This window comes from Mesorhizobium sp. M8A.F.Ca.ET.165.01.1.1, assembly GCF_004792065.1.
Lineage (GTDB): Bacteria > Pseudomonadota > Alphaproteobacteria > Rhizobiales > Rhizobiaceae > Mesorhizobium.
The window spans coordinates 101,972-114,986 of record NZ_SRTH01000008.1; the positions used below are offsets into that span (position 1 = coordinate 101,972).

General features: G+C 64.4%; 11 protein-coding genes. 6 read left to right on the forward strand and 5 right to left on the reverse strand.

Features of this window, described 5'->3' with window-relative positions; all coding sequences use genetic code 11:
* Nucleotides 1–23: 23 nt before the first annotated feature.
* The 4 genes from nikC to EN808_RS21505 are packed head-to-tail and all read left to right on the forward strand — an operon-like array spanning nucleotide 24 to nucleotide 2,915.
* A complete protein-coding gene (gene nikC / locus EN808_RS21490; RefSeq protein ID WP_135882894.1) occupies nucleotides 24–950 on the forward strand; it encodes a nickel transporter permease in 927 nt (308 codons plus the stop codon).
* Complete coding sequence (locus EN808_RS21495; protein WP_135916853.1) at nucleotides 947–1,792, forward strand: ABC transporter ATP-binding protein; 846 nt, start codon at nucleotides 947–949, stop codon at nucleotides 1,790–1,792. Before nikC ends, EN808_RS21495 begins: the two co-directional genes overlap by 4 nt.
* Complete coding sequence (locus EN808_RS21500) at nucleotides 1,789–2,538, forward strand: ABC transporter ATP-binding protein (protein ID WP_127870724.1); 750 nt, start codon at nucleotides 1,789–1,791, stop codon at nucleotides 2,536–2,538. The genes EN808_RS21495 and EN808_RS21500 overlap by 4 nt, the downstream gene beginning before the upstream one ends.
* A 38-nt stretch (nucleotides 2,539–2,576) precedes the next feature.
* On the forward strand, nucleotides 2,577–2,915 hold the full coding sequence (locus tag EN808_RS21505; protein WP_135882892.1) for a hypothetical protein: 339 nt from the start codon (nucleotides 2,577–2,579) through the stop codon (nucleotides 2,913–2,915).
* Nucleotides 2,916–2,927: 12 nt separating this feature from the next.
* Here EN808_RS21505 and EN808_RS21510 read toward each other — a convergent pair whose 3' ends face one another.
* Genes EN808_RS21510 through EN808_RS21525 form a run of 4 tightly spaced genes read right to left on the reverse strand, consistent with a single transcriptional unit; the run spans nucleotide 2,928 to nucleotide 8,470 of the window.
* The gene (locus EN808_RS21510; RefSeq protein ID WP_135882891.1) at nucleotides 2,928–6,026 is read right to left on the reverse strand and encodes an efflux RND transporter permease subunit; all 3,099 of its coding nucleotides are present in this window, start codon (nucleotides 6,024–6,026) and stop codon (nucleotides 2,928–2,930) included.
* A complete protein-coding gene (locus EN808_RS21515; RefSeq protein ID WP_135882890.1) occupies nucleotides 6,023–7,093 on the reverse strand; it encodes an efflux RND transporter periplasmic adaptor subunit in 1,071 nt (356 codons plus the stop codon). Before EN808_RS21515 ends, EN808_RS21510 begins: the two co-directional genes overlap by 4 nt.
* Complete coding sequence (locus tag EN808_RS21520; protein ID WP_135882889.1) at nucleotides 7,090–8,226, reverse strand: efflux RND transporter periplasmic adaptor subunit; 1,137 nt, start codon at nucleotides 8,224–8,226, stop codon at nucleotides 7,090–7,092. Before EN808_RS21520 ends, EN808_RS21515 begins: the two co-directional genes overlap by 4 nt.
* Nucleotides 8,183–8,470 (reverse strand): hypothetical protein, encoded by a 288-nt coding sequence (locus EN808_RS21525; protein WP_135882888.1) that lies wholly within the window; start codon nucleotides 8,468–8,470, stop codon nucleotides 8,183–8,185. Before EN808_RS21525 ends, EN808_RS21520 begins: the two co-directional genes overlap by 44 nt.
* Between EN808_RS21525 and EN808_RS21530 the strand changes: the two genes are divergently transcribed.
* Nucleotides 8,469–9,746, forward strand: a complete 1,278-nt coding sequence (locus EN808_RS21530) for a 4-aminobutyrate--2-oxoglutarate transaminase (protein WP_127870729.1) — start codon at nucleotides 8,469–8,471, stop codon at nucleotides 9,744–9,746. The two genes, EN808_RS21525 and EN808_RS21530, sit on opposite strands and share 2 nt — an antisense overlap.
* Nucleotides 9,747–10,001: 255 nt before the next feature.
* On the opposite strand, the gene EN808_RS21540 is transcribed toward EN808_RS21530, so the two are convergent.
* Entirely contained in the window at nucleotides 10,002–11,264 is a 1,263-nt protein-coding gene (locus EN808_RS21540) for an FAD-dependent oxidoreductase (RefSeq protein ID WP_135916854.1), read from the reverse strand.
* A gap of 430 nt (nucleotides 11,265–11,694) precedes the next feature.
* Between EN808_RS21540 and EN808_RS21545 the strand changes: the two genes are divergently transcribed.
* Nucleotides 11,695–12,984 carry an imelysin family protein gene (locus EN808_RS21545; RefSeq protein ID WP_135882886.1) on the forward strand — a complete coding sequence of 430 codons (1,290 nt, stop codon included), beginning with the start codon at nucleotides 11,695–11,697 and terminating at the stop codon, nucleotides 12,982–12,984.
* The last annotated feature ends 31 nt before the right edge of the window (nucleotides 12,985–13,015 follow it).

Below are 13,015 nucleotides of genomic sequence, written 5' to 3' on the forward strand. Positions count from 1 at the left end.
CGACGGCTTCAAGAGGCATCGTCATGACCGTCTCCGACGCCCGCCCCTTCTCCCGTCGCGAATGGTTGCTATCGGAGCGGCCGGCCTCTCGCATGCAGGCAAGGCTCGGTCGCGCCTATGTCGCCTGGCGGCGCTTTTCCGCCAATCGTCTGGCCTTTGTCGGTCTGCTCATCATCATCGCCCTGCTGCTCGTCGCCGCCCTTGCCGGTGTGCTGGCGCCGTATTCGCCGACCTTCGGCGACCTGAAGAACGCGCGGCTGCTGGCGCCGAGTGCGCAGCACTGGTTCGGCACCGACGACCTCGGCCGCGACATCTATTCGCGCATCCTCTACGGCTCGCGCTGGACACTTTATGTCGTCGTCCTGGTCGCCATCATCGCCGCACCCATCGGGCTTCTGGTCGGCACCGTCGCCGGCTATGCCGGCGGCTGGACCGACGCGATCCTGATGCGCATCACCGACATTTTCCTTGCCTTCCCCAAGCTGGTGCTGGCGCTGGCCTTCGTCGCCGCCCTTGGCCCCGGCATCGAGAATGCCGTGCTGGCGATCGCCATCACCTCCTGGCCGCCCTATGCCCGCATCGCGCGTGCCGAGACGCTCACCGTGCGCAACTCGGACTACATCAAGGCGGTGCAACTGATGGGCGCCTCTCCCTTCCGCATCGTGTTGCGCCACATCATGCCGCTATGCATCTCCTCGCTGATCATCCGCGTGACGCTCGACATGGCCGGCATCATCCTGACGGCCGCGGGCCTCGGCTTCCTCGGCCTTGGCGCGCAGCCGCCGCTGCCGGAATGGGGCACCATGATCGCTTCGGGCCGCCGCTTCATCCTCGACCAATGGTGGGTGGCCGGTGCGCCGGGCTTCGCCATCCTGATCGTCAGCCTCGGCTTCAACCTGCTCGGCGACGGCCTGCGTGACGCGCTCGATCCCCGTAGTGGTGACCAATGAACGGCCGAACTGGGACACTGCTTGAGGTGGATGATCTGCGGGTCACCTTTCCAACCCGCACGGGCATGATCGAGGCGGTGCGCGGCGTTTCCTTTTCGCTTGGCCGCGAACGGCTCGGCATCGTCGGCGAGTCCGGCTCGGGCAAGTCGCAAACGGGCCGCGCCATCATGGGCCTGACGCCGCCGCAGGCCCGGATATCGGCCAACAAATTGACCTTCGACGGCATCGACCTACTCGGCATCTCGCCACGGCAACGCCGCGCGTTGCGGGGCAACCGCATCGCCATGATCCTGCAGGATCCGAAATATTCGCTCGACCCGGTGATGAGCATCGGCCGCCAGATCGTCGAGACGCTGCGCACGCACGAAAAGGTCGGCAAGGCCGAGGCGCGCGAGCGCGCGCTGGCCATGCTCGAGGCGGTGCAGATCCGCGATCCCACACGGGTCTTCGACCTGCACCCGCACGAAGTGTCGGGCGGCATGGGCCAGCGCGCCATGATCGCCATGATGCTGATCGCCGGGCCGGAAATGATGATCGCCGACGAGCCGACCTCGGCGCTCGACGTCACCGTGCAGCTCGATGTGCTCGGCATCCTCGACCGGCTGGTCGCGGAGCGGGGCATGGGACTGGTCTTCATCTCGCATGATCTGCGCCTGGTTTCCTCCTTCTGCGACCGCGTCATCGTCATGTATGCCGGCAAGGTGGTCGAACAGCTCAAGGCCTCGGAACTCAGCCAGGCCCAGCATCCCTACACGCGCGGCCTGCTCAACTGCATGCCCAAGATCGGCGCTGACCGTCACCCGCTGCCTGTGCTCGACCGCAAGCCGGAGTGGGCGGCATGACATCAGCGATTGCCGTGGACACGCTGGAGGTGATCTTCGACCGCTTTCGCGCGCTGAAGGGCGTCAGCCTTGATGTACAGCCGGGTGAATCCTTCGGCCTGGTCGGTGAATCCGGTTCCGGGAAATCGACATTGCTGCGAGCCATCGCCGGTCTCGCGCCGGTCGCCTCGGGCAGCATCGCCGTCAACGGCAAGACGCTCGGCGCGCGCCGCGATAAGGCCTTTTACCGCGAAGTGCAGATGGTCTTCCAAGATCCGTATGGGTCGCTGCACCCGCGCCAGACGGTCGACCGCCTGCTGCAGGAGCCGCTCGCCATCCACGGCTTTGCCGACGGCGAAAAGCGCATCGAGCGCGCGCTCGACGAGGTCGGCCTCGGCAACGGTTTTCGCTTCCGTTACGCGCACCAGCTCTCGGGCGGCCAGCGCCAGCGTGTCGCGATCGCCCGCGCGCTGATCCTCGAGCCCTCGATCCTGCTGCTAGACGAGCCGACCTCGGCGCTCGACGCCTCCGTGCAGGCGGAAGTGCTCAACCTGCTGGAGGAAGTCCGGCGGCGGCGCAAGCTGACCTTCCTGATGGTCAGCCACGACCTCGCCATCATCACCCATATGTGCGAGCGGCTGATGGTGATGCAGGGCGGCGAGGCAGTGGAAAATCTGGTGGCGAACGATCTGGTCGAGCGCCGTGTGACCAAGGATTATACGCGCAACCTGCTGCGAGCCAGCGACGGGTTTGTAAGAACCGCCTGAATTCGCTCTTCCTGTGCACAGACCAACCGGGCAATTCCATGGGGGAATGGAAGTTTGCAGATCCACCCAATGTCGCGGTGCTATCGGACAAGAGTATATTCAAATCTGACGATTGGATCGCATACGTCGTGCATGAAGCTGACGACGACGACATCTACAACGAAGAAGGTGGCAGCTGGCAGTTTCACAGCAGCGACACTCGAGATCGGAACGAACGTGAGATAATGCTCGTCGGCCTGCAGGAGGTGGTTCGGCGGGATGAAAGCATCTTGGCGTTGGCCGATTTGCCGAAAGGTTGGCATGCTTGGCGCAGCTCCAAATCGTCACCTTGGCAGCGCGCCAAATCACTCCCCGTGCCGTCCAACGATAACGAGTGATACTGCAGGATCTTAAGTCGAACCTTGCGCCAGTTCGCCGTTCTCCGGAACGGATGGGTTGTCCCCTTGCTTCGGCTCCTTGATCCGGAACCACGTCACATAAAGCGCCGGCAGGAACAGCAGCGTGATCGCCGTGCCGGCGATGATGCCGCCCATCATGGCATAGGCCATCGGTCCCCAGAACACCTCGCGCGCGATCGGGATCAGCGCCAGGCTGGCGGCGGCGGCGGTCAGCGCGATCGGCCGCATGCGGTGCTCGGTGGCCTCGATCACGGCGGCCCAGCGTTCCTTGCCTTCGGCGACAAGATCCTCGATCTGCACGATCAGGATGACCGAGTTGCGGATCAGGATGCCGATCAGCGCCAGCACGCCGAGGATGGCGACGAAGCCGAGCGGCGCGCCGCTCGGCACCAGTGCCGCCACCACGCCGATCAGCCCGAGCGGCGCCACCGCCACCACCAGGAACAGGCGCTGGAAGCTCTGCAACTGCACCATCAGGATGGTCGCCATCACGAACAGCATCAGCGGCACGACGGCGGCGATCGGCCCCTGGCTCTTGGCGCTTTCCTCGACGGAGCCGGCGGTCTCGACCGAATAGCCGGGCGGCAGCTTGGTGATGAAGGCGTCGACCGACGGTCTCAGCTCGTTGACGACGGTCGCCGGCAGCACGTCGCCAACCAGGCCGGCGCGCACGGTGATGGTCGGGATGCGGTCACGCCGCCACACCGTCGGCTGCTCCAGATCGTAGCGGAAATTGGCAACCGCCGCGAGCGGGATAGCCTCGCCATTGCCCGTCGGCAGCTGGATGTTCTGCAGCGTCTCGATCGAGCCGCGCTCGGCCCCGCGCGAACGGGCCACGACATTGATCAGGTAGGTCGCGTCACGCACCTGGGTGATCGTCGATCCGCCCACCGTGCTGTTCAGCGTGCTGGCGATGTCGGAGGAGGTGATGCCGAGCTGGCGCGCCTTGTCCTGCAGCACATCGACCCTCAGCACGCGCTGTGGTTCGTTCCAGTCGAAGGTGGGTGCGGCAAGTTTCGGATTGGCCGAGATGATGCCGGCAAACTGTTGCGCCAGTTCCCGCACCGTCTGGATGTCAGGGCCGCCGACGCGATATTGCACCGGACGCCCGACCGGTGGCCCAAGCTCGAGCGGCTTGACGAAGGCGTCGGTGCCGACAAACTCCGCGCGCAGCAGCTTCTCGAGCGCCGGCTTCACCCGGTTGCGCGCCTCGATGCTCTTGGTGACGATCACGGTCTGGCCGAAATAGGGATTGGCGGGCTGCACGTCATAGGCCAGCACGAAGCGCACCGCGCCCTGGCCGATATAGGAGGAGAAGTGGTCGATGTCGGGATTGCCGACCAGCGCCCGCTGTTCGAAGCGCTCCATCTGGTCGCGCGTCTCGGTGATCGAGGAGTTCTGCGGCAGGTTCCAGTCGACGATCAGCTCCGGCCGGTCGGAAGGCGGGAAGAACTGTTGCTGGACGAGCCCGAAGCCGGCGATCGAGCCAGCGAACAGGAGCACGGTCACGATGATCGTCAGCCAGTGATGGCGAACCGAGCCAACAAGCACGCGCCGGAACAGCGACGTGAAGCGGCCCGGCTGGTCGTGATGCTTCTCCTTCATCGTCGCCGGCAGGATGGTGACGCCAAGCAGCGGCGCGAACAGCACCGCCACGATCCATGACACCAAGAGCGACACCGCGATGACGACGAACAGCGTGAAGGTGTATTCGCCTGCCGCGCTCGAGTTGAGGCCGATCGGGATGAAGCCCGCGACCGTCACAAGCGTGCCGGTCAGCATCGGAAAAGCGGTCGAGGTGTAGACATAGGTCGCCGCCTTGCGCAGGGTGTCGCCAACCTCCAGCCGGGCCACCATCATTTCGACCGCGATCATCGCGTCGTCGACCAGCAGCCCGAGCGCAATGATCAGCGCGCCGAGCGAAATGCGCTGCAGCGATATGCCCAGATACTCCATGACGGTGAAGGTGATGGCCAGCACCAGCGGGATCGACAGCGCGACGACGAAGCCGGCCCGCATGCCGAGGCTGATGAAAGAGACGGCAAGCACGATCGCCACCGCCTCGAACAGCGCGCGCGTGAAGCCCGAGACCGCTTCCTCGACGATGACAGGCTGGTCGGCGACCAGATGCACGCCGACGCCGATCGGCAGGTCGGCCAGCACCTTGTTCATCTCCTCATGCAGCGCTTCGCCGAACTTGAGCAGATTGGCGTTGGGCTTCATGCCGATGGCAAGCCCGATCGCATCCTGGCCGTTGAAGCGGAACAGGGCTGTCGGGGGGTCGGCATAACCGCGCGTGATCGTCGCCACGTCGCTCAGCCGGAAGAACCGGTCGTTGACGCGCAGATTGATGGCGCGCAGGCTCTCCTCGGAGGCGAACTGGCCGCCGACGCGCACGCTGATGCGCTCCGGCCCGGACTGGATGACGCCGGACGGCGTGATCGCGTTCTGCGCTTGCAGGCTGGCCACGATTTGCTGCTGGTTGAGGCCAAGCGCGGCGATCTGGCGGGTCGAGAATTCGAGATAGATCGCCTCGTCCTGCGCACCGACCAGATCGACCTTGCCGGCATTGGGCACGGTCAGGATCTTGGTTCGCACATCCTCCACATAGTCGCGCAATTGGCGTGGCGTCAGCCCGTCGGCGGTGAAGGCATAGATGTTGCCGTAGACGTCACCGAAGCGGTCGTTGAAGAACGGTCCCTGCACGCCTTGCGGAAACTGCGCCTTGATGTCGTTGACCATGTTGCGCACCTGAAGCCAGTTCGGCGCGACGTCGCGCGCCTTGGTGGTGTCCTTCAGGTTGACGAAGATGACAGTCTGGCCGGCTGTCGTCACCGACTTGGTGTAGTCGAGGCTGTCGAGTTCCTCGAGCTTTTTCTCGATGCGATCGGTCACCTGCTGCACGGTCTCCTTGACCGAAGCGCCCGGCCAGTTGGCCTGGATGATCATCGTCTTGATGGTGAAGTTGGGATCTTCCTCGCGGCCGAGATTGAGGTAGGAGAAGATGCCGGCCACCACGAAGACCAGCATGAAATACCAGACCAGCGAGCGGTGGTTGAGCGCCCAGTCGGAGAGGTTGAAGCCCTTCATGAGGCCCCTCCCTCGAGCACTTTCACTTTCTGGCCGTCGACGAGGCTGTGAACGCCGGCGGTGACGACGCGCATGCCGGCGTCCAGTCCATCCGCCACGGTAAAGGTGCCGCCATTCTTCGACGCGACCTTGATGTCGTGCGCGCTCACGCTCGACGTCTTTGGATCGACGATCCACACTTTTTCGGAGCCGTTCTTTTCTAGCAGCGCCGAAATGGGCAGTTCGATCGTCGGCACGACCTTGGTCATCCGGGTCGCCGTCACCGTCGAGCCGAGCCTGAAGGCTTGCGGCGGATCGGTGAGCGTCAGCTTGACGCGCCGTGTGCGGGTCGAGCCCTCGGATTGGGGGGCGATCTCGCGCAGCTTGGCCTCGGTCTGGATCGTCGGCAGCGACTGCAGGATGACCTGGAACGGCGTGCCGGCCGAAAGATCGCCGGTCAACCGGTCGGGAATGTCGACCACTGCCTCGCGCAGGTCCGAACGCGCCACGGTGACGATGGTCTGCCCGGGCGAAACCGTCTGGCCAACTTCGGCGCCGACGGCGGTGACGACGCCGTCGAAATCAGAAAACAGCCTGGCATAACCGAGCTGCTCCTGCGATTTCGCCAGCGAAGCCTTGGCCCGCTCGACACTGGCTTCCGCGGCTTTGCGTGCCTGCTGCGCTGCGTCGAAGACCGACTGCGGCGTATTGGCAGAGGTCAGCAACTGGCGCTGGCGTTCCTCGCTGGCGGCGGCATTGGCGAATTGCGCCTCGGCATTGGAGAGTTCGGCCTTGGCAGCCTGGACTGCCAGCTCCAGCGCGGTTGGGTCGAGTGCGGCGATCGTCGTGCCCTTGCTGACGGTGTCGCCGACCTTGACGTCGCGCGAGACGACGCGGCCGAGCAGGCGGAAGGCAAGATCGGCGCTGACCTGTGGCTCGACCGAGCCGGCGAAACCGAAAGTCTGCGTGGTGCGCGGCTCGACCACGACCGACAGCACCGGTCGGACGATTTGCGGCGGTTTTTCGTCCGATTTCGAACAGGCGGAAAGCGCGGCAAGGCCAAGCAGGACGGGTAGCAGCCGCTTCATTGCCCTGCTCCCGATATCTCGACCGTCTGGCCGGGGCTGAGCAATTGCCCGCCTGATGTAACGACGCTCTGGCCTTCGTTCAGGCCCTCGGCGATGACGACGGTACCCGAATCGAACGCCAGTACCTCGACCGGCGCCGCCGTCACCGCCTTGGTCGCGGGATCGACGATCCAGACCGCCGGCTTACCAGCGCTCGATGTCAAGGCCTGCCAGGGCAACAGGATCGCCTTCGCCGGCTTGGCGCCGACCGAGCCGATGACGGCCGCCCCCAGCGGCATCCCGGCCGGCGTGTCGGGAATGGCGACCTTGACCCTGATCGAGCCCGAAGCCGGGTCGACTGCCGGCGAGATTTCGCGCACCTTGCCCGTCGCGCGGACCTGCGGGTCGGACAACAGCGTGATCGTTACCGCCGGTGAAGCCGGCGTTTTGGCGACCAGCGTCTCCTGCACGTTGAACACCGCGTCGCGGTCGCCGTCCTCGGCGACGGTGAAGACGGTCTGCGCCGCCTGCACCACCTGGCCGGTTTCGACCTGGCGTGCGGTAATAACGCCTGCCGCACCGGCCTTGAGTTCGGTGAAGGACAGATTCTGCTGGGCATTGGCGAATGCGCTCCGCGCGGCGTCGACGCTGCCTTGCGCGACTTTCAGCGCCTGGTCGGCCGCGTCATAATCGCGCCTGGTGGTGAAGCCCTGGGCAAGCAGCGTCTTTTGCCGCTCGAACGTGGCCGCGGCCTGTGTCAATTGTGCCTGCGCGGCATCGAGATCGGCCTGCGCGGAGCGCAAATCGGACTCCTGCTCCTGCGGATCGATACGCGCAAGCACCGTCCCCTGATCGATATGCTGGCCGACATCGACAAGCCGCTCCGCGACGCGTCCGCCAACCCGGAACGAAAGATTGTTCAACGTACGCGCCGCGATCACCCCGGTCAGCGAGGTTCTCGGCGCATAATCGGCCATCGCCACCGTTTCGGTGCGCACCATGACCGGCAGCTTCTTTTCCGCCGCCTCCTGCTTCTGGCAACCGGCGAGCAGCGCCAGGGCCGTGCAGGCGAGAATCGAAGCGGCTGGACAAGACAAAAGGTTGGGAGTTTTAGCGGATGGCGGCGAGACGGACGATGTCGCGTTGCTGCTCATGGCTCCCCTCGGCCGCGCGCCGGTCGCTGATCGCGATCCCCTCGCGGATATCAGAAGATAATCGATCCCGGAAAAAAGGAAACCGGCCTCGTACGCCTATCGCCGGACTGGTTAAGGCAGGCCCAATCGACCCTGTGATGGTGCCGGCTTGAGGAAAATCTGAAATAAGGTCAGAAGGGAATTCAACGGCATCAAACAGAACGGGCCCCATCTCGATGAGGGATGACCCGGTGAGGGATATCATGAAGAACTCCGCCATTTCCGAACGCAAGAACCAGTCGATTTCGCGCGGCGTCGGCATGACCACGCAGATCTATGCCGACCGGGCCGAGAACTCGGAGATCTGGGATGTCGAGGGCCGCCGCTATATCGACTTCTCCTCGGGCATCGCCGTCGTCAATACCGGCCATCGCCATCCCAGGGTGATCGAGGCGGTCAAGGCGCAGCTCGACCGTTTCACCCACACCTGCCACCAGGTTGTGCCCTATGAGAGCTATGTGCGGCTGGCCGAACGGTTGAACGCCATGCTGCCCGGCAAGTTCGAGAAGAAGACCATCTTCGTCACCACCGGCGCCGAGGCGGTGGAGAACGCCATCAAGATCGCTCGCAACGCCACCGGCCGCCAGGCCGTCATCGCCTTCGGCGGCGGCTTCCATGGCCGCACCTTCATGGGCATGGCGCTGACCGGCAAGGTCGTGCCCTACAAGGTTGGCTTCGGAGCCATGCCGGGCGACGTCTACCACGTGCCGTTCCCCGTGCAACTGCATGGTGTCTCGGTCGCCGATTCGCTTGCCGCGCTCGACAAGCTGTTCAAGGCGGATGTCGATCCGGCCCGCGTCGCCGCGATCATCATCGAGCCGGTTCAGGGCGAGGGCGGCTTCTACGACGCGCCGCGTGAACTGCTGACGGCGCTGCGCAAGCTCTGCGACCAGCACGGCATGCTGTTGATCGCCGACGAAGTGCAGACCGGCTTTGCCCGCACCGGCAAGATGTTCGCCATGGACCATCACGAGGTGGCCGCCGACATCACCACCATGGCCAAGAGCCTGGCTGGCGGCTTCCCGCTGTCGGCCGTCACCGGCCGCGCCGAGATCATGGACGCGCCCAGCCCCGGTGGACTGGGCGGCACCTATGGCGGCAGCCCGATCGGCGTCGCCGCCGCGCACGCCGTGCTCGATGTGATCGAGGACGAAAAGCTCTGCGATCGCGCCAACACGCTGGGTGCGCGGTTGAAGCAGCGTCTGCAGTCGATCCGTGACGACGTGCCCGAGATTGTCGACATCAGGGGTTTGGGCTTCATGAACGCGGTGGAGTTCAACGACGTCAAGAAGGGCCTGCCGTCGGCCGAGATCGCCAACGCGATCCGCCTGAAAGCGCTCGACAAGGGCCTGATCCTGCTGACCTGCGGCGTCTACGGCAACGTCATCCGCTTCCTGGCGCCGATCACCATCCAGGACGAGGTCATGAACGAAGCGCTCGACATTCTGGAAAGCTCGATCCGCGAGGTCTGCGCCGCCTGAACGGCGCTTACCTTCTCCCTGTCACTACACGGGGAGAAGGTGCCGGCAGGCGGATGAGGGGCGGCGCGGACGTCTGAATTGACTCCTGTCGCCAATACCGCCTCGTCTCGGCCAGCAGATTGTGCCTATTTGACCTGCGCTCGTTTTCGCAGTGCTTCGAAATCGCCATCATCAACCGAGGGACCCGGTTCGGATGACGCGCCCTCAAGGAGCAGATGCAGAAGCCGTTGACGGTCTTGATCGCGGCGGATCAACTCACCGAAATATTCGCTCGTCACGGGCTGGCTCCATGTTCTGGAATGTCGCCAGTGCCGCCTTCAGCCCGTCCGGGCCTGCGGCCACCATCTGCGGCGTTGGCGAAAAACCGGCACTGAGCATCTTGCGGCCAAGCATGTGGTCGCCGGGGCGGTTGACGGATTCGATGCCGAGCAGCCGGTCACCGGCATAGTGGTAGATCGAGAATTTGTTGTCGCGCAGGTCGCCGAGCACGACATGGCTGTCGCCGCCGGCGGTCAGGCCTACCATTTGCAGCTTCATGTCGCCAATGTCGGACCAGAACCATGGCACCGCTGAATAGGCGTCGGTGTGACCGGCAATTGTCCGGGCGGCGAGCCGCGCCTGGTCGGTGGCGTTCTGCACCGATTCCAGCCTGACATCGCCGCCGGTGAACCAGTGCCGATACGAGGCGGCGTCGCCGATGGCCAGAATCTCCGGCACCGAACTGCGCATCTGATGATCGACGCGGATGCCGTTGGCGACAGCAAGGCCCGCGGCTTGCGCCAGTTCGACATTCGGCACGGCGCCGATGCCGACCACGACCATGCGCGCCGGCAGCCTTTCGCCAGACGAGGTGATCGCGGCCGTGACCTTGCCGTCTTCGCCTTCGAGCCTTGAGATCGAGGTTCCGGTCAGGATGCGCACGCCGGTCGCTTCCAGCCTTTGCCGGACATGGCTCGCCACCACCGGCGCCACGGCGCGGCCGAGCAGCCGGTCGACTGCTTCAACAACCGTCACGGTGCGACCGGCCGCCCGCAGCGTCGCGGCGATTTCCAGCCCGATAAAGCCGCCGCCGAGGATGACGATATCTTCGCTCTCAGCGCTCAGCTCCCGGATCAGCCGCGCGTCGGCCAGCGAGCGCAGCGACACCACGCCCGATAGATCGGAGCCTGGCAGCGGCAGGGCGCGCGGGCGCGATCCGGTCGCCAGGATCAGATTGTCGAAGGCAAGTGCGCCGCCGCCGGCAATGTCGAGACCGTGGCGGCCGGCATCGATGCGCTCGATCCGGATCCCAGGCCGGTAGTCGATGGCGCTGCCGGTGTAGAAGGCCTCGCCCCGAAGCGGTTGAGGCTTGGCTTCGGCATCCTTGATGAAGGTCTTCGAGAGCGGCGGCTTGTGGTAGGGCAGTTCGTTCTCGTCGCCGACCAGGATCACCGGGCCATCATAGCCATCCTCGCGCAGACTGGCGGCCGCCTGCACGCCCGCATGACCCGCACCGACAATTACCACGCCGTTCTTCATCGCATTCCGATCCCGATCGATCCTAGGACGTCTCGCCAAGGGGCAATTGTCTGACGCCGCCGCAAGAGAGGGTTTGCGGGTCGCACCCGGGACGGCGACTGTCAATCGTACAGTTCGGCCGCAAAGCCGATGCAGCGGGCGCGTAAAGTTGACCATCGTAGTTTAGAATAATTCTAAACTATTGTTTCAATTGGCTTTTCCAGTAATTTTCATTGACTTCCATCGCACTCGAAGCTTTAAGGAAGCCGCGCATTGGCGCATCCCTTTGATGTCTGGGCCTTGAACCCGTTCGATTGGAGGCATTTTGGTGTCTTTTTTCCCTGAGCCGCGCGATCGCGCGGCATGTCTTGCGCCCAACGGCATGAATGTGGCCTGGCGCGGGTTGGCGCGTGCGCCGCTTAGAAAATTTCCGAGGAACTGGAGAGCGATAATGACAGCACGATATGGCGGCAGGCTGGCGGCGATCGGCGCCACGGCGCTGCTGACGGCAGCGGTGTTCGTGCTGCCTGCCAAGGCGGAAACCGATGCCAAGGCGGTCATCAAGACCTATGCCGACATCGGGCTTGCCAAATATGAGGATTCGCTGACCACGGCGCAGGCGCTCGACAAGGCGGTCGACGCGCTGCTTGCCAACCCGTCGGCGGAAACGCTCAATGCCGCCCGCGACGCCTGGAAGGCATCGCGCGTGCCCTACCAGCAGACCGAGGTCTACCGCTTCGGCAACAAGATCGTCGATGACTGGGAAGGTGAGGTGAATTCCTGGCCGCTGGACGAAGGCCTGATCGACTATGTCGCCAAGAGCTACGGCACCGAGTCGGACGCGAATTCGCTCTATACGGCCAATGTGATCGCCAACAAGGAGATCGAGATCAACGGCAAGCAGGTCGATGCCTCGAAGCTTTCGCCGGAATTCCTCTCCGGCACGCTGCAGCAGGCCGGCGGCGTCGAGGCCAACGTCGCCACTGGCTATCACGCCATCGAATTCCTGCTCTGGGGCCAGGACCTGCACGGCACCGGTCCGGGCGCCGGCGAGCGTCCCTATACGGATTACGACCTGAAGAACTGCACCGGAGGCAATTGCGACCGTCGCGCAGAGTACCTGAAGTCGGCGACCGGCCTTCTGGTCTCGGACCTCCAGAAGATGGTCAACGACTGGAAGGAAGACGGTGCGGCGCGCAAGAACCTGGTCGATGGCGAGCCGAACACCGCCATCTCGGTGATCTTCACCGGCATGGGTTCGCTCTCCTACGGCGAACTGGCCGGCGAGCGCATGAAGCTCGGCCTGCTGCTGCACGATCCGGAAGAGGAGCATGACTGCTTCTCCGACAACACCTACAACTCTCATCTCTATGATGCCGTCGGCATCCGCGCCGCCTATCTGGCCAGCTACACGCGCCTGGACGGCACCTTCGTTTCGGGTCCGTCGGTGCACGACATGGTGAAAGCGGCCGATCCGGCAATCGACAAGGAGCTGTCCGACAAGCTCGATGTCACCGTCGCCAAGATGGAAGCGATCAAGGCGCGAGCCGAGGCCGGCGAGGCCTACGACCAGCAGATCGCCGAGGGCAATACCGCGGGCAATGCCACCGTTCAGGCGGCAATCGACACATTGATCGACCAGACCAAGTCGATCGAACGCGCCGTTGGCGTGCTGAAGCTCAATGCCATCGCCTTCGAAGGCTCCGACAGCCTCGACGCACCCGACAAGGTGTTCAAGTAAGCCTGCCACCCCCAGCCAAACGGCGCCGCAC

What these genes read in the sequence shown, in the direction of transcription:
- nikC (WP_135882894.1), top strand. Translation starts at nt 24, where the DNA reads ATGACCGTCTCCGACGCCCGCCCCTTCTCCCGTCGCGAATGGTTGCTA.
- EN808_RS21495 (WP_135916853.1), top strand. Translation starts at nt 947, where the DNA reads ATGAACGGCCGAACTGGGACACTGCTTGAGGTGGATGATCTGCGGGTC.
- EN808_RS21500 (WP_127870724.1), top strand. Translation starts at nt 1,789, where the DNA reads ATGACATCAGCGATTGCCGTGGACACGCTGGAGGTGATCTTCGACCGC.
- EN808_RS21505 (WP_135882892.1), top strand. Translation starts at nt 2,577, where the DNA reads ATGGGGGAATGGAAGTTTGCAGATCCACCCAATGTCGCGGTGCTATCG.
- EN808_RS21510 (WP_135882891.1), bottom strand. Translation starts at nt 6,026, where the DNA reads ATGAAGGGCTTCAACCTCTCCGACTGGGCGCTCAACCACCGCTCGCTG.
- EN808_RS21515 (WP_135882890.1), bottom strand. Translation starts at nt 7,093, where the DNA reads ATGAAGCGGCTGCTACCCGTCCTGCTTGGCCTTGCCGCGCTTTCCGCC.
- EN808_RS21520 (WP_135882889.1), bottom strand. Translation starts at nt 8,226, where the DNA reads ATGAGCAGCAACGCGACATCGTCCGTCTCGCCGCCATCCGCTAAAACT.
- EN808_RS21530 (WP_127870729.1), top strand. Translation starts at nt 8,469, where the DNA reads ATGAAGAACTCCGCCATTTCCGAACGCAAGAACCAGTCGATTTCGCGC.
- EN808_RS21525 (WP_135882888.1), bottom strand. Translation starts at nt 8,470, where the DNA reads ATGATATCCCTCACCGGGTCATCCCTCATCGAGATGGGGCCCGTTCTG.
- EN808_RS21540 (WP_135916854.1), bottom strand. Translation starts at nt 11,264, where the DNA reads ATGAAGAACGGCGTGGTAATTGTCGGTGCGGGTCATGCGGGCGTGCAG.
- EN808_RS21545 (WP_135882886.1), top strand. Translation starts at nt 11,695, where the DNA reads ATGACAGCACGATATGGCGGCAGGCTGGCGGCGATCGGCGCCACGGCG.